The 24,895-nt window shown below is 40.7% G+C and carries 18 protein-coding genes; 8 read left to right on the forward strand and 10 right to left on the reverse strand.

Features of this window, described 5'->3' with window-relative positions:
• Position 1 precedes the first annotated feature (1 nt).
• A complete protein-coding gene (locus tag NMG88_RS19685) occupies positions 2-2,752 on the forward strand; it encodes a CBS domain-containing protein (RefSeq protein WP_042157830.1) in 2,751 nt (916 codons plus the stop codon).
• 184 nt (positions 2,753-2,936) lie between these two features.
• Here the strand turns inward: NMG88_RS19685 and NMG88_RS19690 are convergent, their stop codons facing one another.
• The 3 genes from NMG88_RS19690 to smpB all read right to left on the reverse strand — a co-directional run bounded on the left by NMG88_RS19690 (position 2,937) and on the right by smpB (position 7,000).
• Complete coding sequence (locus NMG88_RS19690) at positions 2,937-4,586, reverse strand: AAA-like domain-containing protein (RefSeq protein ID WP_254035725.1); 1,650 nt, start codon at positions 4,584-4,586, stop codon at positions 2,937-2,939.
• A 416-nt stretch (positions 4,587-5,002) separates the two neighbouring features.
• A complete protein-coding gene (gene fumC, locus NMG88_RS19695; RefSeq protein ID WP_254035726.1) occupies positions 5,003-6,406 on the reverse strand; it encodes a class II fumarate hydratase in 1,404 nt (467 codons plus the stop codon).
• 126 nt (positions 6,407-6,532) lie between these two features.
• Positions 6,533-7,000, reverse strand: a complete 468-nt coding sequence (gene smpB, locus NMG88_RS19700) for an SsrA-binding protein SmpB (RefSeq protein ID WP_026785886.1) — start codon at positions 6,998-7,000, stop codon at positions 6,533-6,535.
• A 216-nt stretch (positions 7,001-7,216) separates the two neighbouring features.
• Here smpB and NMG88_RS19705 point away from each other — a divergent pair, with 216 nt between their 5' ends.
• Positions 7,217-7,696, forward strand: coding sequence for a hypothetical protein (locus NMG88_RS19705; RefSeq protein ID WP_254035727.1), 480 nt, complete (start codon positions 7,217-7,219; stop codon positions 7,694-7,696).
• A gap of 760 nt (positions 7,697-8,456) precedes the next feature.
• Here the strand turns inward: NMG88_RS19705 and secA are convergent.
• The 5 genes from secA to NMG88_RS19730 form a co-directional block, all read right to left on the reverse strand.
• Positions 8,457-11,240: a preprotein translocase subunit SecA gene (gene secA / locus NMG88_RS19710; RefSeq protein ID WP_227381216.1), complete on the reverse strand. Its 2,784-nt coding sequence runs from the start codon at positions 11,238-11,240 to the stop codon at positions 8,457-8,459.
• 102 nt (positions 11,241-11,342) lie between these two features.
• On the reverse strand, positions 11,343-13,112 hold the full coding sequence (locus tag NMG88_RS19715) for an ABC transporter ATP-binding protein (RefSeq protein ID WP_235757632.1): 1,770 nt from the start codon (positions 13,110-13,112) through the stop codon (positions 11,343-11,345).
• A gap of 129 nt (positions 13,113-13,241) precedes the next feature.
• Positions 13,242-13,850, reverse strand: coding sequence for a hypothetical protein (locus NMG88_RS19720; protein WP_042156100.1), 609 nt, complete (start codon positions 13,848-13,850; stop codon positions 13,242-13,244).
• Positions 13,851-13,852: 2 nt separating this feature from the next.
• On the reverse strand, positions 13,853-14,941 hold the full coding sequence (gene ribD / locus NMG88_RS19725) for a bifunctional diaminohydroxyphosphoribosylaminopyrimidine deaminase/5-amino-6-(5-phosphoribosylamino)uracil reductase RibD (RefSeq protein WP_081846487.1): 1,089 nt from the start codon (positions 14,939-14,941) through the stop codon (positions 13,853-13,855).
• Positions 14,942-15,122: 181 nt separating this feature from the next.
• Positions 15,123-15,668 (reverse strand): hypothetical protein, encoded by a 546-nt coding sequence (locus tag NMG88_RS19730; protein WP_042156099.1) that lies wholly within the window; start codon positions 15,666-15,668, stop codon positions 15,123-15,125.
• 151 nt (positions 15,669-15,819) lie between these two features.
• Between NMG88_RS19730 and NMG88_RS19735 the strand changes: the two genes are divergently transcribed.
• Together NMG88_RS19735 and NMG88_RS19740 are read left to right on the forward strand one after the other, a co-directional pair.
• Positions 15,820-17,034, forward strand: a complete 1,215-nt coding sequence (locus NMG88_RS19735; RefSeq protein ID WP_042156097.1) for a glycosyltransferase family 4 protein — start codon at positions 15,820-15,822, stop codon at positions 17,032-17,034.
• A gap of 25 nt (positions 17,035-17,059) precedes the next feature.
• On the forward strand, positions 17,060-18,718 hold the full coding sequence (locus NMG88_RS19740; protein WP_071782819.1) for a hypothetical protein: 1,659 nt from the start codon (positions 17,060-17,062) through the stop codon (positions 18,716-18,718).
• Between the two features lie 154 nt (positions 18,719-18,872).
• Here the strand turns inward: NMG88_RS19740 and cysH are convergent, their stop codons facing one another.
• Together cysH and NMG88_RS22765 are read right to left on the reverse strand one after the other, a co-directional pair.
• Positions 18,873-19,757, reverse strand: a complete 885-nt coding sequence (gene cysH, locus NMG88_RS19745) for a phosphoadenosine phosphosulfate reductase (protein ID WP_027248880.1) — start codon at positions 19,755-19,757, stop codon at positions 18,873-18,875.
• Between the two features lie 122 nt (positions 19,758-19,879).
• The gene (locus NMG88_RS22765; protein ID WP_367186230.1) at positions 19,880-20,077 is read right to left on the reverse strand and encodes a ribbon-helix-helix protein, CopG family; all 198 of its coding nucleotides are present in this window, start codon (positions 20,075-20,077) and stop codon (positions 19,880-19,882) included.
• A gap of 143 nt (positions 20,078-20,220) precedes the next feature.
• Here NMG88_RS22765 and NMG88_RS19750 point away from each other — a divergent pair, with 143 nt between their 5' ends.
• The 4 genes from NMG88_RS19750 to NMG88_RS19765 all read left to right on the forward strand — a co-directional run bounded on the left by NMG88_RS19750 (position 20,221) and on the right by NMG88_RS19765 (position 24,870).
• Positions 20,221-21,360: a DegT/DnrJ/EryC1/StrS family aminotransferase gene (locus NMG88_RS19750; protein ID WP_027248879.1), complete on the forward strand. Its 1,140-nt coding sequence runs from the start codon at positions 20,221-20,223 to the stop codon at positions 21,358-21,360.
• A gap of 79 nt (positions 21,361-21,439) precedes the next feature.
• Positions 21,440-22,309, forward strand: a complete 870-nt coding sequence (gene crtB, locus NMG88_RS19755; RefSeq protein WP_026798213.1) for a cyanoexosortase B — start codon at positions 21,440-21,442, stop codon at positions 22,307-22,309.
• 185 nt (positions 22,310-22,494) lie between these two features.
• The gene (locus tag NMG88_RS19760; protein WP_036832020.1) at positions 22,495-23,187 is read left to right on the forward strand and encodes a cyanoexosortase B system-associated protein; all 693 of its coding nucleotides are present in this window, start codon (positions 22,495-22,497) and stop codon (positions 23,185-23,187) included.
• 24 nt (positions 23,188-23,211) lie between these two features.
• Entirely contained in the window at positions 23,212-24,870 is a 1,659-nt protein-coding gene (locus NMG88_RS19765) for a polysaccharide biosynthesis/export family protein (protein ID WP_227351180.1), read from the forward strand.
• Positions 24,871-24,895: the final 25 nt, after the last annotated feature.

Raw genomic sequence — 24,895 nt, forward strand, 5'->3', positions numbered from 1 at the left:
TATGCACCTAATTTTATGTCATAAAACCGTTGATTTTGATGCCCTCGGTGCAGCGGTGGGATTAACTCGAATTTACCCCGGAAGTCGAATTGTATTAGCGGGGGGAAGTCATCCGGCGGTGAGGGATTTTTTAGCCTTATATCGAGATGAATTTGCTTTAATTGAACAGCGCTCTGTGAATCCAAATAAAATTCATTCGATTAGTGTTGTTGATACCCAAAGTTGCGATCGCTTAGGAAAAAGTGCCGAATGGTTTAAGTTAGCCAATTTATCCGCCATTAGAATATACGATCATCATCCCGATACAATATCCGATATTCCCGCCACAGAAACCTATATTGAATCCGTTGGGGCGACGACAACCTTAATTGTGGAAATGTTAAGAAATCAACCCCAAAAACCACTTTTAACCACCGCAGAAGCGACGGTAATGGCGTTAGGAATCCATTTAGATACGGGTTCCTTAACCTTTCCCCATTCCACCGCTAGAGATGCCATAGCATTAGCTTGGTTAATGGAGCAAGGCGCTAATTTACCCGTGATTGCTGAATATGTAGAACCCGGTTTACCCCAGAAATTACAAGAGTTATTAAGTCTAGCCTTAGAACAATTACAAAAATCAACAATTAGAGGTTATACCGTCGCTTGGATATTATTTAAAACTGATGAATATGTGCCAGGATTATCAACTTTGGCATCAGAATTAATTGATTTAACCGAAAGTGATGCCTTACTATTAGCTAATCAATATGGTCGGGGAGAAGGAGATCGATTAAGTATTATTGGACGCTCTCGAATTGAAAAAACAAACTTGAATGAATTGTTTAAACCTTATGGCGGTGGTGGTCATACCCGGGCGGCTTCAGTCGCGTTAAAAGAAGGCAATTTTTCAGAGATTTTAGAGCAATTAGTTGAACAATTAAAAGCACAAATTCCCCACCCGCCAACGGCGCAGGAATTGATGTCCTCTCCGGTGAGAACCATTCGCCCCAATACCTCCGTAGAAGAAGCCCATCGGATTTTATTACGTTATGATCATTCCGGTCTTTCCGTGGTGGATGAACAGGATCAATTAGTAGGAATTATTTCCCGTCGAGACTTAGATATTGCCCTGCATCATGGCTTTAGTCACGCCCCGGTTAAGGGCTATATGACACCACAATTAAAAACCATTACTCCAGAAACAACCCTACCCGAAATTGAAGCCTTAATGGTGACTTATGATATTGGTAGATTACCAGTTTTACAAGATCAAAATTTAGTGGGAATTGTTACTCGAACCGATGTTTTAAGGTTACTTCATCAACAACAACGGCCGCAGAAATCAATTTTTAAAGGCTGTATTCCGGGGTTGACCTGTACCAGTGTGGAAGAATTATTAGAAGAAAAATTAGCCACACCTTTATTAACTTTACTAAATCGCCTATCATTTTTAGCAGAAAAACGCGGATGGCAGGTTTATTTAGTTGGGGGTGCGGTACGAGATTTATTATTAGCAAAATCGGAAACAACGGTATTACTAAATGATATTGATATTGTCGTGGATGGCTGTTATAAAAATGCTAATTTCAGCCCGGATATTTCATCATCTGTTTCTCCGGCGGTGGAATTAGCCCAGGATTTACAAAAACATTATCCCGCAGCAAGATTAGATGTTCATGGACAATTTCAAACCGCGGCTTTATTATGGCATAATGACCCAATTTTAGATTCCCTTTGGATTGATATTGCCACCGCAAGAACGGAATTTTATCCCTATCCGGCGGCTAATCCTCAAGTCGAAGCGAGTTCCATTCGTCAGGATTTATACAGGAGAGATTTTACAATTAATGCCTTAGCATTGCGGTTAACTTCTCCTCAAGTTGGCGAATTATTAGACTTTTTTGGGGGATTAGCGGATTTAGAATCTGGAAAAATTCGGGTTTTACACGCGAATAGTTTTATTGAAGATCCGACTCGAATTTATCGAGCGGTGCGGTTTACAGTGCGGTTGGGATTTGAAATTGAAGCTCAAACTCAAGAATATATTAGTTATGCGATTAGTAGTGGAATTTATCAAAAACAACGGGAAGAAAGTAATAAATCCTTTGATCAAAATCGTCGAATTCCGGCTTTAGAAACCCGTTTAAAAAGTGAGTTAAGATATATTTTTCAATCTCCCGATTGGAAACGTTCGTTAAAACTTTTAGGGGAGTTAAAAGCGTTACGGTGTATTCATCCCAGCTTAGAATTAAGTCCGCAGTTATGGCGACAAGTACGGTCTGTTGATCGCTGTTTACAACGCTTTGATCCCGAAAACAATTTAAACCATTGGGAGGTTCGTTTGGAGGTATTAGTAGCTTATTTATCCCCAGAATATCGGGAAAAAGTGGCACAGAATCTTCAGCTACAGGCGGGAACTATTGAACGGTTAAAAAGTTTAGAATTAGCTAAAAATCAGATGCTTGAAAATATATATAAATTGGAAAAAAATAGTCAGTTTTTCTGGTTATTTAAACCCTATAATTTATCAATGTTAATTTTAATGGCGGTGCAATCTCCTCGACAAGTCAGAAAGCGAATTTGGCAATATTTAACCCAATGGCGAGACATTCAACCCCCCTTAAATGGTAATGATTTAAAGGCGATGGGATATAAACCCAGTCATCAATTTAAGCAAATTTTGGATGATTTGTTAACGCTTACATTAGATGGAGAAATAGGCGATCGCGCTGCTGCTGAAGCCTTTTTAGAACGGAATTATCCGTTATAGCAGTAGTCAAGGGAGTTAGGATTAGGACAAAGTTTATTAATGAGAAAAATAGCAGGTTGACAAAAGTTAATTATTTTCATGAATTTTATAGCGCTACGCATTACAGTTAGAACATTTCTAAATCCTGAAACCCTTTCACTTCTTACTGTTCCCTGTTCCCTTGCGCGTAGCACTATAGATTAAATTAATATTGAAATCGGAGAAATGAACTCAATTTAACTTGATCTCTACCATTTCTTTTCGCTTTATATAGAGCTTGATCAGTTGCTGAAAATAAGGTTTCAATATTGATTGCATCTACACCGGGAATCGCAGTGGCAACTCCTAAACTAATGGTAATAATTGGTACCCGACGGTTTGGCAATTTATCAGTTTTAAAAGGCAGAGCTAAGGCATTAATATTCTCGCGCACAGATTCTGCAATGTACATTGCACCTTTAGCATCGGTTTGAGGGAGAACAATCACAAATTCTTCACCCCCATAGCGGGCGACCATATCCCCCGGACGTCGAACCATATCACGAATAGCCTGCGCTACGGCCTTTAAGCAGTGATCTCCGGCTTGATGACCATAGGTGTCATTATAAATTTTAAAATGATCAATATCACATAAAATTAAAGATAATGGGGCAATTTCCCGCATCATTCGTTTCCATTCAATATCTACGGAGCGATCAAATTCTCTGCGGTTAAAAACCTGGGTCAATGTGTCAATATAAACTAGGGATTTTAACAGTTTATTTTCTTCTTGTAGCTGTTTTAAATTAATGGGAGTATTATGGTTTTCACTGAGAATTTGGGTGCTAAAATAGAGACGATAGAGTTCACAGGATGGTGTACAGTAGTTTTCATTAAAATCAACAAGGTTTAAACTATATAATTGATAGGCAATGATCGGTTCTAGTTGTATATCTATTTTAGAGGTAGCAACCCGTTGCATGGCGATCGCCAGTTCGGTTTTTTTATGTAGAATCAGCCAAATATATTGTAAGTGTTCTTTGTAAATTCCCTCTAGGGTTGGAGCTTTTTTTAATAAGTCTTCTAGGCTGATTAAATTATTGGCTAGATGATAAATAGCCAGATGCAATAAATAGGGATGTCCTCCGACTAAATGGGTTAATTTTTGAATTTGAGGATCACTAAAATTCAGGTGATAACGTTCAGCCAGATTTTGAACTTGATTAACCGTAAACGGAGGCAATTCAATGGACAATCCCATATTAAAAGGAGATTGATTAATATTTAAAGACACATAAAATTCCGTCGATTGAACCAAAAATAAGTGTATATTTTTCCAGGTCTGGTTATGTCGAGATTGTTCATACCAAAATCGAATTAAAGGTAGAAAATTCTGAGTAATATTTGTATGTTCAAATACAATATTTAACTCATTGAAAACCAGGAATAGTGGGCAACTAATTTGTGGGAAAATATAGAGTTCAAAATAGAGTGTAGAACTCACTTTACTTCCCATATCTTCATCCCAATATTCTTCTAATTTGGGTTCCAGTTTTAATTGTCGAGCTACATTAATACACAGCCACCGCAGAAATTTATGACTACTTTCAAAAATTTCTTGATCGACTTGCAGAAAATCAATTAAAACGGTACGGTATCCCAAGGTTTCTGCATAATCTATTAACCTTAACATTAAGGAACTTTTTCCCATTTTTCTTGGCGCTGTGACTCGCAATAAGCTCCCAGATTTTTCGAGTTCTGTATAAGCCAATTCTTCACTAGGAGAGCGACGAATATAGAAAGGAGAATTTAAGGCGAGGGGACGGTCAGGAAATATTAATGTGTTTTTTGGTAACATTTTTTTGGGGGAAAGCATAAATTATTACATGGGTTGAGTTTAAATCTGGAAATAAAATCAAGTTTCAAAAGAAAGGATGCTAGTTAAAGTATGAAAAGATATAATTTAATTAGTATAGATCACTGCTTGTTTAAATTCAACAGATTTCCCCAAATACCAATCAATAGAAAGCTCTCACGCCGATTATAGCAGGGAACACCGGAACAGCCCCCCTAGCCCCCCGTGCACGAGGGGCTAGGGGGGGGAGGAACAGGGGACAGGGAATGAGTTTCAGGATTTAGAAGTGTCCTAACTTTAATGCGCAGCACTATAGACCCCTCCTAAACCGCTTTTCCCAAGGAGCAAAACTTTTGTTAAAGGAGATTCATGGGGTCTAATTCGGGATTTAATCAAGGGTTTTAGACTGAATTTGCGACTTCAGTTAAAATCACAACTTAGACATCAGGATAAGCCATTTTATAGGGATTGACAATCTGGTCAAATTCTTCACTGGAAATATATCCTAATTCCAAACAAACTTCCTTTAAAGTCAGATTTTTTTCCAGGGCAATATGGGCAACTTGGGCAGCATGATCATAGCCAATTTTAGGAGCTAAAGCTGTCACTAACATTAAAGATTGTTCAACATAGCTGTTAATTTTATTTCGATTAACTTTTAATCCAGCTAATAAGAAATCCGTAAAATTATGACAACTATCGGATAAAATAGCCACCGATTGAATGAAGTTAAAAATGATCATCGGTTTGAACACATTTAACTCAAAATGCCCATGGGAACCTGCAATAGTAATAGCAGTATCATAACCTATTACCTGGGCAGCTACCATGGTGATCGCTTCGCATTGGGTTGGGTTAACTTTCCCCGGCATAATTGATGAACCGGGTTCATTTTCAGGTAAGATTAATTCCCCTAAACCACAACGGGGGCCACTGCCTAAAAACCGAATATCGTTGGCAATTTTCATCAAGGAACAGGCTAGGGTTTTTAATGCCCCACTAGCCATAACTAGACCATCATGGGCGGCCATGGCTGCAAATTTATTCGGAGCAGAAATAAAGGGTAATCCGGTTAATTGACTAATCTGATTAGAGACTTTTTCTGCAAATCCTTTCGGGGTATTTAATCCGGTTCCGACGGCGGTTCCACCAATGGCTAATTCATATAAATCTGGTAAAATAAGTTCAAGACGCTTTAAATCTGCATCCAGTTGAGCCACATAACCGGAAAATTCTTGACCTAAAGTTAAGGGTACGGCATCTTGTAAATGGGTTCTGCCAATTTTAACAATATCGGCAAATTCATCGACTTTTTTTTGTAACTCATCTCGCATTTTTCTGACACTAGGAATTAACCTTTGGGTCACTGCTATCGCCGCCGCAATGTGCATGGCGGTAGGAAAGGTATCATTAGAAGATTGGGACATATTAACATGATCATTGGGATGAATTGGGGTTTTACTGCCTAATATTCCGCCGGAAATTTCAATCCCTCGATTAGCAATAACTTCATTAATATTCATATTAGATTGGGTTCCACTTCCGGTCATCCAAACCTTTAAAGGAAAGTGATCATCAAGTTTGCCATCAATCACTTCATCGGCGGCTTGAACGATTAATTGAGCTTTGTCTGCGGGGAGTTTTCCTAATTCTTCATTGGTGATAGCCGCGGCTTTTTTCAGAATCCCAAAGGCGGTAATCACTTCCTTGGGCATTAAATCATTGCCTATATTAAAATAATAGATAGAACGTTGAGTTTGAGCGCCCCAATAGCGATCGCTTTTAACCTCAATTTCTCCCATACTATCGCGTTCTTTCCGGGTCGGTTGTTCTGTTGTCATGTTGAGAGTTCTCCTAATTTTAGGCAATTAATTATTTTACTTTATTATAAACTAAGACCTAACCCCCCAGCCCCCTTATCTAAAAGGGCAGGGGAAGAATTTAATGCTATTAAAGATCGTTATAATTTAATACTGTTTCATTGCCCTTTCCATCGCCCTTTTATCATCTTTTTGACGAATATCATCCCGTTTATCGTGGAGTTTTTTGCCTCGGCCAACGGCAATATCAACTTTAACTCGGCCTTCCTTGAGGTACATTTTCAGGGGAACTAATGTTAACCCCTTTTGTTCGACCTGTCCCAATAGTTTATTAATTTGTTCTTTATGCAGCAATAATTTGCGGGTGCGACGAGGATCATGGTTAAAATAAACACTGGCCTTTTCAAAGGGCGAGATATGGGCATTCAATAGCCAAGCTTCACCCCCCCGAATTAAGGCATAGGCATCTTGCAGGTTGACTTTACCCGCCCGAATTGACTTGACTTCCGTTCCCTCAAGGGCGATGCCCGCTTGATAGGTCTCTAAAATCTCGTAAAGATAGCGGGCTTTGCGGTTGTCGCTAACAATTTTATATCCTTCGCTGTTTTTAGTCATGTTTTCAATTTAGCAGATGATTGGGTCGAAGGTCTAAGGGTTATGGTTAATTATAGCAATTTGCGACTTTTTTTAACCGAAATGAATAGAAAACAAGTTAATTAAATCAACCAATATATTCCTTGAGCTAGAGGGTAAAATAATTTATTTGCTTTAAGCTGAGTGAGTAATAAAAGCAAATTCAATTAATTTAATCAAAGTTTAGGAATCATCAAAATGCGGAAATTAATTCAAGCTCTACGGTCTATATCCTTCAAAAATATTTTAGGTGTGTTTTTTGCGGGATTATTAATGTTTATCAGTACCGCCTGTAGTAATACTCCTCCCACGGCTCAGTCACAGGGAGAGGGCAGTTCCAATCAAGCTAAAGGATTAACCAGTGAACTTCCTAGCTCGGTTAAATCTAAGCAAACAGGTGAGATGTATGCCTATAACAACAGTGACCAAGATATCGTGAAACGGGTCAAGGATGTATCAGAAAAAGTTAGTGACTCAGCCAGTAAAATGGCCGGGGATTTGAAGGAAGGAACCCAACAAAATATTAACAAGGCTGAAGGTAACACCAAACAAGCTCTAAATCAAGTCCAGAAGGGGGCGGAAAAAACCTCAAAGGATATTAAAAATCAGGCTGCTAAGGGTGCTGGAAAGGTCAAAGATACAGCAGCAGATTTTCAACGGGGGATACAAAAATCCTGATCAATTGGCTAGATAATTGACTCAGTTGCTATATCTATCTAAAGGTAGATGTGTCCACAAATCCTGTGGGGTTAGATTGTAACAACTATCGCACGTTCTCAATTCGCGCTTTCCCCAGTCAACCAAAAGCTGGGGATTTTTCATCACTTTTCCCTGTTCCCTCCCCCCCTAGCCCCCACGGGGGGTTTGGTAGGGCTGTTCCGGTGTTCCCTCCTATAGTTGTTTAAAGCGTTCAGTCCCCAAAATTTTAATTAATTGGAATTAGGATAGTAAATTCTGCTCCTTCTCCGGGTTTGGAATTATAGCAGTTGCCGCATCTATTAGGACATTCTTGAAAGCTAAAAGCTGCTCACAGTAAGTATTTACCTATAGCGAGATTGCCTATTCCCTATTGCCTCTTGCTATACAACTCATTTGACCCTGATGACGTTCAACAACAATTAAGTAACTAATTGATAGACCCAAACCCGTCCCACTACCGAACAATTGAATAAAAAGCCTAGGTAGAACTTAGGGGTTTTAAACCCATTTTTCTGATAACAATCTTATACCCAAAAAACCTGCTTTCTTCAAGAAACCAGGTTTTTACTTAATTCTGAATGGAAAAAGCACTTGGGAGTCTGGCCGAGTTTCGACCCCAAGTGCTTCTTCTTTATTAATTTCACTCCTCACACTCCTCAAATATACACGATTATTTTGGGATGTCAAGGAAAAACTGAAAAATAAAATTTCCAGCCCGGCTCAAGAACGTTTCAAATCCTTAGACAACAGACGGTTGAGGCTGGAATTGGAACATGGAATAAATCACATTTCGGCGAATATCGGTCATCATATCCAAGAACAATTCATATCCCTCGCTCTTATATTCAATTAAGGGGTCTTTTTGTCCATAACTCCGTAAACCGACCGACTCCCGTAGCGCGTCCATTTGTTGTAAATGCTCCCGCCACAGGGTATCAATTTGTTGCAGGATGAAGAAGCGTTCAGCTTCGCGCATTAACCCCGGTCGGATTTGATTAACTTGGTTTTCTTTCATATCATAAGCATTGCGTAACTGTTCATGGAGGAAAGTTTTAATTTCATCTACCGATAAATCCACTAATTGTTCGGCGGTTAAATCGGCTAACAGATAGACAAATTCCTTGGATTTAGTAACAAGACTCTCTAAATCCCATTCTTCCGAAGGTAAGTCAGGATTGATATAGGCTTCCACGATATCATCCATGGTTTGTTCCCCATATTTAATCACTTGTTCCTTCAAATCTTGCCCTTCTAAAACCCGTCGGCGTTCGGCATAAATTGCCCGCCGTTGGTTGTTCATAACCTCATCATATTCAAATACCTGTTTACGGATATCGTAATAGTAGGTTTCAACTTTTCGTTGGGCATTTTCCAGCGATCGGGTTAATAATTTAGACTCAATGGGCATATCTTCATCCACATTAAAAGCATCCATTAATCCGGCCACTCGATCGCCCCCAAAAATCCGTAATAAATTATCCTGTAAACTCAGGAAAAACCGCGTGGAACCCGGATCACCTTGGCGTCCAGCCCGTCCCCGCAATTGATTATCAATCCGGCGAGATTCATGGCGTTCGGTTCCAATTACATGAAGTCCACCATATTCCACCACCTCATTATGTTCCTGTTTGGTGAAGTTTTCGTACTCATGAACGATCAGGTTATAGACTTCTCGCAATTTTTGAATTACCGGGTCATTGGTGGGAGCTTTTTCCGAAGCAACGGCTAATAAATCCTCCGCTTGTAACTCTGCTAAATTGCGTTCTCCATGAACTCCCACGGCAAAATCAACCGCATCTTTCAGTTTTTGTTCAGTGGGTTTGGATAATTCCGTTGGGAATAATTGAGTAGTTACTTTCCAGGTTTTAGGTTTTTTACTCTGATCAAATCCTTGGGCTGCGGGGCGACGACTCCCTGCTCCCCCGACAAACGCTAATTCCTTTTCATCATCGGGTTTAACAAGTTTAGGCATCAAATACTCGCGCATTTTGAGCCGTCCCATAAACTCCGCATTTCCCCCCAAAATAATATCCGTTCCCCGTCCGGCCATGTTAGTAGAAATAGTCACAGCCCCTTTGCGTCCGGCTTGGGAAATAATTTCCGATTCCCGTTCGACGTTTTCGGGTTTAGCATTTAATAAATTATGGGGAATTTTGCGTTGTTGTAATAAATTCGAGAGAATTTCTGATTTTTCTACGCTCGTTGTTCCGACTAAAACCGGACGGCCTTCTTTATGTAAATCCGCACATTCTTCAGCAATGGAAGTCCATTTTCCTTCTTCGGTTTTATAGACCACATCGGGTAAATCTTCCCGTCCGGTAATCCGGTTGGTCGGAATAATAGTAACTTGCAGCTTATAGATGCGTTCAAATTCGGCTTCTTCAGTTTTTGCAGTTCCGGTCATCCCCGATAATTTGGGATATAATAGGAAGAAATTCTGATAAGTAATAGTAGCTAAAGTTTGGGTTTCCGGTTGAATATCTACCCGTTCTTTAGCTTCAATGGCTTGGTGTAAACCGTCACTCCAACGCCTTCCGGGCATCACCCGTCCGGTAAATTCATCCACGATAATGACTTCCCCATTACCGATAATATAGTTGACGTCTTTAATAAATAATTCTTTGGCTTTTAAGGCATTAAAAACAAAGTGCGCCCAAGGATCATTAGGATCATATAAATCTTGAACCCCAAATAGTTCTTCCGCCCGGGCAAAACCTTCATCGGTCATCAGAACATTACGGCCTTTTTCATCGACTTCATAATGTTCTTCTTTTTCCATCATTTGAGCAACTTCCGCCGCCCGCATATATTTTTGACTCGGACGTTCCACCTGACCAGAAATAATTAAAGGCGTCCGGGCTTCATCAACTAAAACCGAGTCTACTTCATCAATAATGCAATAGTTGAACACCCTCTGCACAACTTCATCCATGGAGATCGCCATGTTGTCGCGCAGGTAGTCAAACCCCATTTCACTGTTTGTACCGTAGGTAATATCACAGTTGTAGTTTTTCTTCCGTTGGTCGGGACTCATTTCCTGCTGAATTAGCCCCACACTTAGCCCCAGGAATCGGTGGATTTGTCCCATCCATTCGGCATCCCGTCGGGCGAGATAATCGTTGACGGTGATGACGTGAACCCCTTTTCCGGCTAAGGCGTTGAGGTAGGCCGGAAGGGTGGAAACCAGGGTTTTTCCTTCTCCGGTTTTCATCTCGGCAATTTGCCCCGTGTGGAGGATAATCCCGCCCAGGAGTTGGACGTCAAAGTGTCGCATCCCCAAAACCCTCTTTCCGGCTTCGCGGACAACGGCAAACGCTTCTGGGAGAATTTCATCCAGGATTAGGTTTTCGTCGTCTCGGTTTTTAGCTTTGGATAATTTTTCCTTAAATTCCCCTGTCTTGGCCCGCAGTTGTTCATCCGAGAGGCTTTGAATTTCTTCCTCTAAAATGTTGATATCCGTGACAAGAGGCTGATATTTTTTAAGTTTACGCGCATTCGGATCGCCTAACAGAGCTTTTAACATGGCAAGAACAGGATATAGTTACGAAAATTTATTGGTTTTGAATAAATCATTGTTGATTCTAGCATTTCCTGGCTGCATCTGTTTCACCTGACACCGTTGACCCTAATTCAATCCGGACTGCACTCGCCATAAACCCGCATAAATACCCGGCGCTTCTAAGAGGTTTTCATGGGTTCCAGATTCGACTAATTTTCCCTGTTCCATCACATAAATACAGTCGGCATTTCTAACCGTTGAAAGCCGATGGGCGATCGCAATTGTTGTCCGATTTTTGGTAATCTTTTCTAAGGATCTTTGAATGGCTGCTTCGGTTTCATTATCCACGGCCGATGTCGCTTCATCTAAGATTAAAATAGGCGGATTTTTTAAGACCGCCCGGGCGATAGCAATTCGTTGTCGCTGTCCGCCGGATAATTTCTGACCCCGTTCCCCTACAATTGTCTCATATCTATTTGGTAAATCCCGAATAAATTCATCGGCTTCGGCGATTTTTGCGGCTTCAATAATATCAGTTAAGGACGCATCAAAGGAGCCATAAGCAATATTTTCGGCAACGGTTCCATGAAACAGAAAAACATCCTGACTGACTAAGCCAATTGCTTGGCGTAAATCCTCTAATTTCAACTGGTTTAATTCAATTCCATCTATAGTAATTACCCCGGCATTAATTTCATATAACCTCAATAATAGTTTTACTAAGGTACTTTTTCCCGACCCCGTAGCACCGACAATGGCAATAGTTTTTCCGGGGGGAATTTTTAGGGATAAATCTTGAATAATCTGATTTCGATTTTGATAGGAAAAATAGACATTTTTTAACTCTATTTCTCCCCTGACGAAAGCCACAGGTAGGGCAATATCCCCGGTATGAATTTCTATTGGAGTATCTAATAAATTCATCACCCGGTTAATAGAAGCCATCGCCCGTTGATATTGATCAAAGGTATCTCCAAGGCGGGTTAAAGGCCATAATAATCGTTGAGTAATAAACACTAAAACGCTATAGGTTCCTACGGCTAACTGTCCTGAAGTTACTTGTAAACCTCCTAATAATAAGGTGGCAATAAATCCAAATAGAATCAAACTTCTAATTACTGGAACATAAGCGGAAGATAGGGAAATTGCTCGGCGATTACTTTGGCGATAGGCTTCACTATGTTCGGTAATTCTTTGGATTTCATACTGTTCGGCGGTAAAACTTTTAATAGTAGTAATACCGCCTAAATTATTCGCCAGTTGTCCATTCAATAACCCAACTTTTTCCCGCACATCGGCATAACGAGGAGCGAGTAATTTCTGGAACCAAACCGAACCCCAAACAATAAAAGGCATCGGAAACATTGCCCACCAAGCAACGGTTGGTGCTAAAATAAAGAAGGCTGCTCCAATTACAATTACCGTGGTAATTACTTGGATAATTTCATTCGACCCCATATCTAAAAACCTTTCTAGCTGGTTAATATCATCATTTAAAATTGACATTAAACCGCCACTACTACGTTCTTCAAAATAGGCTAATTCTAAGTTTTGTAAATGTCCGTAAGCATCTAATCTGAGATTATGTTGCAAGGTTTGGGCTAAATTTCGCCATAAGACTTTATAAGCATATTCAAAAACCGATTCTAAACTCCAAATTATTAAACTTAAAAACGATAACATCAACAATTGATTAAATGCTCCTTGAATCCCCCACTGGGATAGGAAGGAAACCTTGGGGTTAATCACAACATCAACGGCCCATCCAATTAATACCGGAGGGGCTAAATCAAAGATTTTATTTAAAACCGAATAAACCGTTGCTAACCCAATCGTTTTTTGATAGGGACGAGCATAAACTAGAAACCGTTTTAAGGGATGATTGGGTTGAGACAAGGGACAATCCTAAAATGATTATTTCTCTATTATATAATAGTAATCAGTTTCTTACCCATTACCTATAGCAACCGCCTAGGTTTGCTGTATCAGTCTATGTCCTAACACCCCAGCCGCGGTTGCTATAATTCAGTTTTGACGGGAAGTAGGAGGAACTTCCGGCTCAGGAGATGAAAGGGTTGTTGGAGAATTTTGCTCGGATTTATTAAAGCTCATGGCAACTAATGAAAATCCTAAATAAGCGGGTAAAATAATCGCAGTAATAAAAGCCAAAACAGTTAACCAAGACCCTAAATTATTAGATTTTCCATAGGTAGAACGATAGGGATCTTGCTTGATTTGATAGGGGTTTTCTTGAGTTTCTAATCTTCTTAAACGTTTAAATCTAACCCGTCGGTCATCTAATTTTTCCACTAAAATCCAGCCCGTTTCTGCTTCTTCCTGACATAACCGTTTAAAAACAGTGGGATTGCGAAATACATCTTGACTGGCGCGGACAATCTTGTATTCCCATTCCTTAACTAAAGGTTCAGGGGATTCAGGATTAGAATAGCCATTAGATTGTACGGATTTTGCACGCATTTGTTTAATATCTTCTGAGTCGTAACGAGTCAATGTTTCTTCCTCCTCCTGTTCTAATTCTACATTTATTTGGATGGAACAGAGCCAGTTAGCGAGTAAAACCGCATCAATTCCTAGACTACTGACCATCAGACTTAATACAGCAATCTCGCTCATAATTAAGCTGGAGATAAATAACCTTCAATCCACAAATCACAACCCACAGAACCCCAAGTCATTCTTTCTAATAAAAGTGCCTCTGTCATTTGAGTAAAACCCAAATCTCCCACGGGAGAAGGCGCCCCACTTCCCCCAATAATTTTAGGGGCAATAAAGGCTAAAATTTTATGAATGCTGCCATCTTTGAGTGCATTGGTGGCTAGGGTTCCCCCACATTCCCACAACACCGATAAAAATTGACGTTTGTAGAAATAAGTCATGACTTGGGCGGGTGTCAAGGGCGACAATTCCGCGACCTCTACCCCCTTATTCTGTAGAAAATGTTGGAAATCTGGATTTATACCCTCCTCTGTTATAACTAAAGTTTTCGCCTCTTGAGTGTCCCATAAATGGGCTTGTTTGGGTAAATCCAAGGTGCGACTCATCACCACTCGCAAGGGGTTGGGTTCCCCAGCATCGTGGGTTGTCAGCAAAGGATTATCTCGTCGGACGGTATTTCCCCCAACAATTACCGCATCACAGGCGACTCGTAACTGATGAACTTTTTGTCGGGCTTCTGTTCCCGTCACCCAATAACTATGACCCGTTGTAGTGGCAATTTTTCCATCTAAGGTCATCGCATATTTCCAAATTCCTAGGGGTTGATGATGCAGAATTTGATGCGTAAATGCTTCATTTAACTGTTGACAATCTGCTGTTTCTATGCCTACAATTACCTCAATTCCTGCATCTTTTAAACGTTGAATTCCTGTACCTGAAACTAAGGGGTTGGGGTCAACCATTCCCACTACAACCTTAGCTATTTTTGCTGCAATTAGGGCTTCTGTGCAGGGGGGAGTCCGACCAAAATGATTACAGGGTTCTAAATTCACATAAACCGTTGCTCCCTTTGCTTGTTCTCCGGCATTTCTCAGGGCAAAAACTTCGGCATGAGGTTCACCCGCCCCCGGATGAAATCCTTCTCCAATAATTTTTCCGTCTTGAACAATTACAGAACCGACTAGAGGATTAGGTGCAGTTTTTCCTAATGCTTGACGGGCTAATTTCAAGCATTGCTGCATCATTTGTTGATCAAAATTTAAGGTCATAGAATAGGGAAGGGGGAAAGGGTAATGGGTAATGAGTAATGGGTTTTGGGTAATGGGTAATGGGTTTTGGGTAATAAACTGTTAACTGTTAACTGATGACTGATAACTGATAACTGATAACTGATAACTGATAACTGATAACTGATGACTGGTGACTGATAACTGATGACTGGTGACTGTTTCAACTGTCTTCAATGGCTGGAAGTTGGGGTAAGATTTGAGATTCGGGAAGTTGGGAAATAGTGAAAATTGAAGTTCCAGACTGGGATTGATTTTGGGCTTTGGTGAGTAAATCAACCGTATCGCCTAAAGCCATAGTTAAACTATTGCGAGTTTCCAGGTGAGCGGTTTTTTCGGTATCCAAGGCTTCAACAAGTTGATGAATTTGTTCACGAGAGCGATCGCGTTCTAACATCACCTCAATTAATTTTGCCTTAACTTCATCCAAAGTTTTTAACTGATCAATTTCTTGACGAACTGCGACCCGCACCTGTAACTCATTGGGAAGTGGAGACAGGCGTTGCCATCGTTCCAACTCTCCCCGCAGTTCTCCCACTTGTTCTAAATAGCGTCCGGCTTCTTGGCGTCGTTGTTGGGCTTCAGTATTGTAGCGTTGTCGCCATTGGTCGGAACTTTCGACCGCCGCGTTCAGATCCAGTTGGGTTTGTGCCAACTGTTGTTTCAAGCGTTTAATTTCATCAAGCCACTGCCGAATATCCTGGGTCATAGAACTGGGAAAAATAAAAAATCGGGCAATTATTGATTCTAAAATTTTATCATCTAATTTTAGGTTAAATTGGTTAAATTAGATTGAAATACTGTTCAATGTAAACTTTAAGGAAATTGGGTTATATATTATTTAATTCTGATTGAATCCCATGAATATTTTAATCATCTCCTCTACGTTTCCCTATCCACCCAGTCGAGGAGGAACGGAAATTAGAACCTTTAACTTGCTCAAATATCTTCATTCTCGCCATCATGTTACTCTAATCACCCAACGACATTCGGGGGTTAGTGATCAGGATGTTGAAGAATTGCGTCAATGGGTGAGTCAACTGGTGGTTTTTCCCCTCCCTCCCGAACCTCCGACTTGGGCCATTGCTAAGGTGGGTCGGTTTATAAATTCCCTGGTCAAAAGTACCCCTCCCAATGTGCTTCATCGTTATTCAAAAGAAATGCAAACTTGGATCGATCAAGCGGTTGAACAGGGTAAAATTGATATAATTACTTGCGAACATAGTGTTAATGAAATTTATATTCGACCGTCCTATTTAAACCAAGTTCATACCGTTGTTAATATTCATAGTTCCGTTGTCGGTTGGACTCGTAATCATTTAGAAATGGGGGCTTCTCCCCATCCTCAAAGAGATCAGATTTATTTACAATTACTCCTAGAACGTTATGAAAAACGTTATGCAGCTAAATTTCATGATTTAGTTGTTACCACCGCAGATGATGAAAAACAATTCCGCCAATTTCAACCCCAAGGAGAAATTCATGTAGTTGCTAATGGGGTGGATTTAGAATTATTTCCGATGCGATCTTTTGATCCTAATAATCATAACTTAGTATTTGTGGGGGCAATGGACGCCTCCCATAATATCGACGCCGCCAGATTTTTCAGCCAAGAGGTTTTACCCATCCTGCAAAATTCCTATCCCGATACTACCTTTACCATTATCGGAGCCCGACCCGTACCAGAGGTTCTACAATTAGCTAATCATCCGGGTGTTATCGTCACCGGGGGAGTCCCCCAGGTCGTCGATTATTTGCATCAGGGGACAGTCTGTGTCACCCCCCTCCGCAGTGGCTACGGGATTAAAAATAAAACCCTAGAAGCCATGGCCGCAGGAGTTCCCGTGGTGGCCAGCGATCGCGGTTTAGAAGGTTTGGCCGTTGATGGGCCCAATGATCCCCATCGCGCTCTCCGGGCTAACACCGTGGCAGAATATGTAGAAACCATTAGCCGACTGTTTGAACATCCCCATCTGAGGGAACAATTGTCGCAAAATGGGAGATTATTAATAGAAACTGAATATACTTGGGAACGAGCCGGTGAACTTTATGAACAAGTATTGCTGCGTCGTTAGCCTAATCCCATCCTAATCCGAATCCATGATGAATCCTTTAGAGACAGGTCATCAACCCTCGCCTAGAAAAAAGAGTCAACCCCAAAAACCTCAGCCTAAAACAGCCAAAACCTCCGCCAAATCAGGGCAACAGCGTCGTCCAAATCGACGTCCCCAAACGACTGCTTTACCTGCGGGGAAAAAAACAGCCCCCCAACCTCCGAAATCTAAACCGTCCCAACCGATTAGCAGGTTATGGAAAAAATGGATAGCCGACGGGGTTGCCTTTACTTTACTATTCGGAGGAACAGGATTAATTGGAGGCTGTGCCTGGTTTAGTTATCAACTAATTGTTAATCCTGATATTGGAGTTTGGTTAAATCAATTGTTACCCAGTTGGACACAAATTCCCCTACAACGCCGCGACTCAATTGTTACCTTAGATGAAATTAATCAAGCCCTCAAAACAGAAGGGTTCATGGTGGGGAAATCCCTAACTTTACCGAGGGTTGATTCCATTTCAAAAACGGGGAATGAGCAAAAATCCGCAGTCCCATTTAACTCTTTATTGATAAATTCAGATGCTATTGTTCAAAAGTCGAATGATTTATTAATTCCTATTTTAAAAACCCGTGACTCTAGTGTTACCCATCCCTGCGAAGGGGGTTGTCAAGAAATTGTGCAAGTGCGGGTTTATGAAGCAGTTCAAACCCCCTATCAACGCCGGGGTAGCACTCAATATTATCGGTTAATGCAGCAGCTAGAAATCAAGGGGCCAGCCGAATCTTTTGTAATTGCATCGTTAATTGGAACCGAATCTAATCAACAGGGTTCTAATAAGCCCTTACCCCTAACTCGACTGACACAATTTAAAGGAAAAGTTCCTCAAGGGGGGGTCTGGTTTAATCTTAATAGTGAGCGGTTGGTGGGAGATAAAACCGTTCCTTATGGACAGATTCTGCATTACAATCCGAGTCGCCATTATTTGAGCATGATGTTAGAATGGAAAAGTGCCGCCGGACAACAACCGATTTGGCAGGAAGTCACCGGAGGCAAAGATCCAGAATTATTAATTGAACAAACTATTGGGCTAGAGCCTCAATTTAGTATTTATCAAGTCCAACCTTTGCAATTTATTCCTAACCCGATTCAATTAACGGCTATTTCTTTAGATGAGATATTTTTAGATAATTATAATTATCGACAGTCTTTAAGATTGGCTCGTAGTGGGTTATGGTCGCCAGCATTGAATTTAATTAAACCGTTGAAAAAAAATATAGTCTCTGGAAATAGTCCTAATTTGAAATGGTCAACAGCCGTTCAAGCCCAGTTAGATTTAATTGAATTTCATGCTAAAATTACCAAAGCTCAAGCCGTTGCAGCCTGGGCAAGTCCGAGTCAACAGGTATTAGCTAGTTTGATTGATGGACGCTGGACGGAAGCCCTAGAAGTGTTAAAAAATAGCCCAGGAAATCAACAAGAAATTACCAATTTATTAAGATCAAATGGCGGACGGATTAAAAATCGTCTGAATGCTGCTTTATTAGAAAATCCAGAACAGTTGGAATTAAAAACCTGGGGAACTTTAATTATTGCGGCGGAAAATGGTAGAAATCGAGCGATTAATTGGTTAGATGAACAACCGAAAACCGAGCAGAAAGACCGCCAAGAAATCCTAGAATTATTATTAAAATCAATAGAATAAATTCATTGAAAATAATTCACTTTCCTTCGACCGATAGGGTCAAGTTTATAAGTACCTAAACAATTAGGTACTTATAAAACCTGCCCCCATCAAAATGGGAGCAGGCCCTTGTACAGATGGGGAACACACTCGTTTTCAATCTCCCAGATTCGTCTTATAAGAAACTGGAATCCAAACTTTTTGCTTCTTCTTCTGTTTGGGGTAAATGTAAACCACATTCCTGTTTTAAACCCCGGAAACGAGTATCCCGTTCATTTTCGTCCGTTGCCATTAAAGGACGGCTAGAATGCCAATCTCCCACGGTGGTATAACCCAGATCAAAATAGGGATGGTAGGGTAAATCATGGGCAGTTAAATATTGGTAAATATCCCTAGAATTCCAAGACAAAATCGGATGAACTTTGTATCTTCCCGAATGTTGAACAACTGGATTTAATGTTTTCCGATGATGGGTTTGATCGGCGCGTAATCCCGCTAACCAAGCCGTAGCATTTAATTCTTTTAAAGCCCGTTGCATCGGTTCAACCTTACGAATTTTGTCGTAATAATTTAAAGATTCAATATCATCTTTTTCCCATAACCTACCCTGTAAAGCTTCCATTCGTGCCGGACTCATGGGAGATTGATATACTTTTAAATTCAGGTTGAGACGTTCTGTTAACTGTTCGGCAAAAATATAGGTTTCTGTGGGTAAATAACCCGTATCAACCCAAATAATCGGAATATTCGGAACAACGCTAGTGACTAAATGCAACATCACTGCCGCTTGAATTCCAAAACTGGTACTCATGACCAAGCCATCACCAAATATTTCTGCCGCCCATTTGATCATAGTAACGGCATCGGCATCAATCAATTGCTGATTAGTTGCATTCAAATCGAGTTCGAGTTGTTGAATCGTTTGAATTGCCTTATGCTCTGAAGTTTGATCCCGATGATCACGGTGGTATGGAAAAGGGGTGTGACCGTTAGTAACGGGAGAAGATATAGATCCGAGATTCCCGTTGACATTGGGATCAATCAGATTCAATTGTGGCATAGTTTTTGTGGTTTCCCTTGTTATCGATATTGAGAATAAATTAAGCTAACCAGACCTTTATACTCCAAATTTTCTAGTTTCGATCCTGATCTTACAACAACCTCGCACAAAGCCCACGCACTTCAGTCGTGGGATGTAGTGCGACCCCCTTTAGGGGGTGTGAGGGTTTTAATGTAATCCCTAAGAACTTCAGCCATTGATAATCCTTCTGATTCAGCATGACTTTTGAGACGTTCATATTCTTTCTCGTTAACATTAAACTGAATTTTTTTTTCCCCTTGACATACTCTATTTAAGACTCTATTATCAGAGTATAGCAAGGATGTTCCTCGCTTATCTGGTCAGATGTTCTGACCTCCTTCTGTTCGAGTCGGGTTTCCAGATAATCCATCAACACCTTCTCAGCTAACAGCCAACACCCTAAGCTATGCTGGTGTTGCTGATATATGCTGATGATTCTTGTATGACTAGCACCCTAGCTCCTGTTCCCTTTGTGGATTTGAGTTTAATCCACGAACCGCTTAAACCCGAAATTCAAGCTGCGATCCAGGCTGTAGTGGATAAGGGTGACTTTGTTTTAGGTCAAGCCCTAACAGAATTTGAAATCGCCTTTGCTAAAGCCTGTGGTGTACCCTATGGGGTAGGAGTAGCCAGTGGAACCGATGCGATCGCTCTGGGTCTACAAGCCTGTGGAATTAAACCTGGGGATGAAGTTCTGCTTCCGGCTAATACTTTTATTGCTACCCTGATCGGGGTATTACACGCGGGGGCTACTCCGATATTAGTCGATTGTGACCCCCATACGGCACTGATTGATCTCAATCATGCAGAGCAGGTGGTAACAAAAAAAACCAAAGCCATTATTCCGGTGCATCTCTATGGCCAAATGGTTTCTCCCCATCAACTGTTTGCTTTTGCCGCGTCCCATGATTTAATTATTTTTGAAGATGCAGCCCAGGCACATTTAGCCGAGCGAGAAAGTTATTGTGCGGGAAGTATTGGGTTAGCCGCAGCTTTTAGTTTTTATCCGAGTAAAAATTTGGGCTGTTTTGGGGATGGGGGAATGGTTGTGACCCAGAATGAAATTGTGGCTCAAAATCTCCGCAGTTTACGCAATTATGGGGCTCCTCAAAAATATCTCCATACCGAAAAAGGAACAAATAGCCGTCTTGATACCTTACAAGCTGCCATTCTAAATGTTAAGTTACCCCATTTAAACACTTGGAATCACGATCGCAATTTTGCCGCTGAAAAATATGATGCGTCACTTCTATTATTGCGAGAACGGGGTATTATTCCGATTGAAAATCAGAGTGCGGATGGTCATGTTTATCATTTGTATGCGATTCGGGTAACGGAAGAATCAGCCATTAACCGTGATACCCTCAAAGACAAATTAACGGGACAGGGAATACAGGTCGGAATTCATTACCCAATTCCTTGCCATTTACAACCGGCTTATCAATATTTAGGTTACAAAGAAGGAGACTTTCCTCAAGCTGAAAAATTAAGTCAACAAATTCTATCCTTACCCATATATCCTGGATTAACAACTAACCAAATTAATCGAGTTTTGACATCAATTCAGTCTGCTATATCTTAGCTACTCCTAAATCCATTGGGCGAGAAGACCTCGCCCCTACTTTTAGATATCAGGTCAACGGTTAACCGTCAATAATTGTATGAAAATCAATCATAAAATTCCAATCACGCTGGAAAAATCTCTATTAAATTGGATGATTGTTATATTAATGGTGTTATTGTATGCACCACTTTTAATACATTGGTATGACGGTTGGCTGCATAAAACGATCAGCATTGAACATGAATATTTTAGTCATGGTTTAATCGGTTTACCCTTTGCAGCTTATATTGCCTGGACAAAACGGCATCAGTGGAAACGTTTACCCAATACTAGCCATCCGTTAGGAATCGGATTAATTGTGATAGGTAGTATTTTTTATTGGAGCGGTTTATCTGATTTAGTTAATCTTTCTTTTCCTTTAATGTTGGCAGGACTTTGCCTATCTTTTAAAGGAATTGAAGGCTTAAAATTACAGAAAATGCCCTTAGTATTTGTATTACTAGCAACCCCGAATCATTTACCCTATTTAATAGAACCCATCGCCTTACCCTTGCAGAAATTTATTGCTAATGTGGCTGGATTTATTCTAATTCAATTTAACTTGAATGTCCATGTAGAACAAATTTATCTGTTTGTGAATGATCAAATTGTTGAAGTTGCCCCGCACTGTGCTGGGTTAAAAATGTTATTTACCAGTTTGTATGTAGGATTAATGTTGCTCTATTGGACAGGACTTTTAGACTCAAAAAAACTAAGTATTTTCTTTCTAGTTAGTGCGGGCTTAATTAGTATTATTGCTAATATTATTCGCAATACCTTATTAACGCTGTTTCATGGCACAGGTCAAGATGGGTTATTTTCCTGGCTCCATGAAGGTTGGGGCGGAGATTTATATTCAGCCTGTATGTTAGGTTTATTGGTAGTATTAATTAATGGTTTACAACATTATACTGGAATTGATTCCTAAGACCCATTAGAACAACCCGATCAATAAATATTTATTGATTACTGATAGGGTGAGGAGACTTCAATCCTACCGATAAAAAATAACTGATATAGCACTACCAATTAAGGTATTTGACAATAATAAACCTTGTAACCTGCTCATAACCTACTATTCCCTATTCCCTATTCCCTAGCTCTATAACTGATATGATTCTACGACAAAAACAGTCTAAAATTATCATTGTCATCTTAATGATAATATTATTAATCGGTGCAGCAATGCCGGGCTATATTAATAAAAAATGGTCATGGATGGATATGCCCCAACTCAAAACCTTGCCCCAACTTCAAACTATTAGAAAACAAGGTTTGACGATTCCAGGATGGCAAACAGTTAAAATTGAATCCTTGGGTGCGGGCAGTAAAAAGTGGTTAAAACAAGAAATAAAACGGGATAATCAGACAGCAATAGTATTATTATTTCCCCAAAATTACTATAAAGATCAGCCTCAGTTGGAATGGATGGATCTGAATGGATTTCTAGGGTGGAAAACCGATGATTTCAGTGACGATCGCTTTTCCATAAAATCCACCGCCCAAAAATTAGACCCGGCTGAAATTGAAGTTCAATTTTTTAGAGCCTGGACTGCAACTCAGACCTGGGCCGTGACTCAGTGGTACGCTTGGCCTAACGGTGGAAATCCCGCCCCCAGTCGTTGGTTTTGGATTGATCGTTGGGCCCAACTTAGTAAGCATCGCGCCCCCTGGGTGGGTGTTAGTCTTTTAATTCCGATTAAACCCTTAGATAATATTAAGGATGTCTGGCCCCTGGCCGTTTCTCTGGGTGAAAGTATACAAGCCTCCTTAATGGCTGAAGCCTTAGCTACCACAACTCCTTAATGGATGTTGCTTGATTATTTAACTATGAATCATCGTTGTCGCCAGACCTTTGTATCCCTATTCCTCACCAGTCTTTATTCCAGCAGTTGGATAGTCTGTTTTACCGCCTTGCTTTGGGGCTTTTCTAGCCAACAAAGGGTTTTAGCCCAAACCGTCAATCTTCCAGAAAAATGTGTAATTCCCCAAGGAGTAGTCAATCAACCCTATCCGGGGGCAAAGTTACGACCACCGAGCTTCCCCCAACCCACCTGGCCCCAAATTATACAACTATTTGAACGGGCGGGGAATCCCGTTTTAGACCGTTCTGCACAACTTCCTCCCCCAATTGATAATATTTATTTCCGGCGTTTAAGTGAAAATCGCGGGGTCAATTATCGTCTTGGCCCAGGGGATCAACTGTATATTGATGTGTTTATTAATGGCCAGCGTTCCAATGACCTGAGTGTTCCCACCACGGCCGTTACCCCCGATGGTGCGATTTTATTACCTTTAATTGGAGCCATTCGGGTTCAAGATTTAACCTTGGAACAGGTACAAGTCATTATTAATAGTCGTTTAAATCCTTTTGTTCAAAATCCCCAAACTAATATGGCTTTATTAACCCAACGTCCGGTAAGGGTGACGGTGACGGGGGAAGTGGCCAGACCCGGATTTTACCCCTTAGCCAGTCCCGAACTCCCGATCGCCCTGACAACAGCCCAGGGAACCACAACGGCGGCGGATTTAAGAATGATTAAAATTCGGCGTACCTTAGCGAATGGTCAAGTGGTGGAAACGGATGTGGATTTACTGACGCCATTATTATTAGGCGTTAGACCCGTAGATTTGTTACTCGAAGATGGGGACGTAATTGTGGTTCCCTCCCAGGAGGTGCGGGCCTATCAAGGGCCAACTCGGAATATTTTAGAAACCTATAGTTTGGCCGCCGCCCCAAATGCTGTGAGTGTAACCATTGTCGGAGATGTCACCCGACCCGGATTTTATCAACTTCCTCCAGGTAGTGGACAGGTAACAACGGCTATCCAGGCCGCAGGTGGGGCAAGAATCACCTCGGATTTGCGGTCGGTTTTGATTTGTCGAATTACGACCGATGGTCGCTTAATCGAGGATATTATTGATTTATATACTCCCATTCAAGAGGCAACGGCTTTACCGAATGTGTCTTTACAGAATGGCGACGCTATTATTATTCCGAAATTACAACCGGATGAAAAGTCAGGTTATGATCAACGGTTGGTGGCGACATCCAACTTAGCTAGTCCTCAAATTACGGTGAGAATTTTGAGTTATCCTGTGAGTACGGTGGGAACGGTAGCTTTACAAAATGGCAGTAGTTTTATTGATGTATTAAATTCCGTTCCTTTGAATTTAGCGGATTTACAGGAAATTGCTTTAATTCGTTATGATCCAGAAACCGGAAAACCCACAAAACAACTTTTAAATGGTAAAAATGTATTAGCTGGTGATGCCACGGATAATGTTTTATTACAAGACAATGATGTGATTGTTGTTAACCGCAATTTAATCACTCGCGTGAGTTTTGTTTTAAATACTTTTACTCAACCTTTTCGCGATATTCTCGGATTTCTGTTATTTTTCCAACAGTTACAAAGCGGGGTAGAAAATCTATTTAGTCCCAGTGGTAGTAGTAGTGGTAGCAGTAATAGTAACAAGAAAAAATAAGCAGTTAATACCTATCATCCTATTT

Source organism: Planktothrix agardhii, from assembly GCF_904830935.1.
Lineage (GTDB): Bacteria > Cyanobacteriota > Cyanobacteriia > Cyanobacteriales > Microcoleaceae > Planktothrix > Planktothrix agardhii.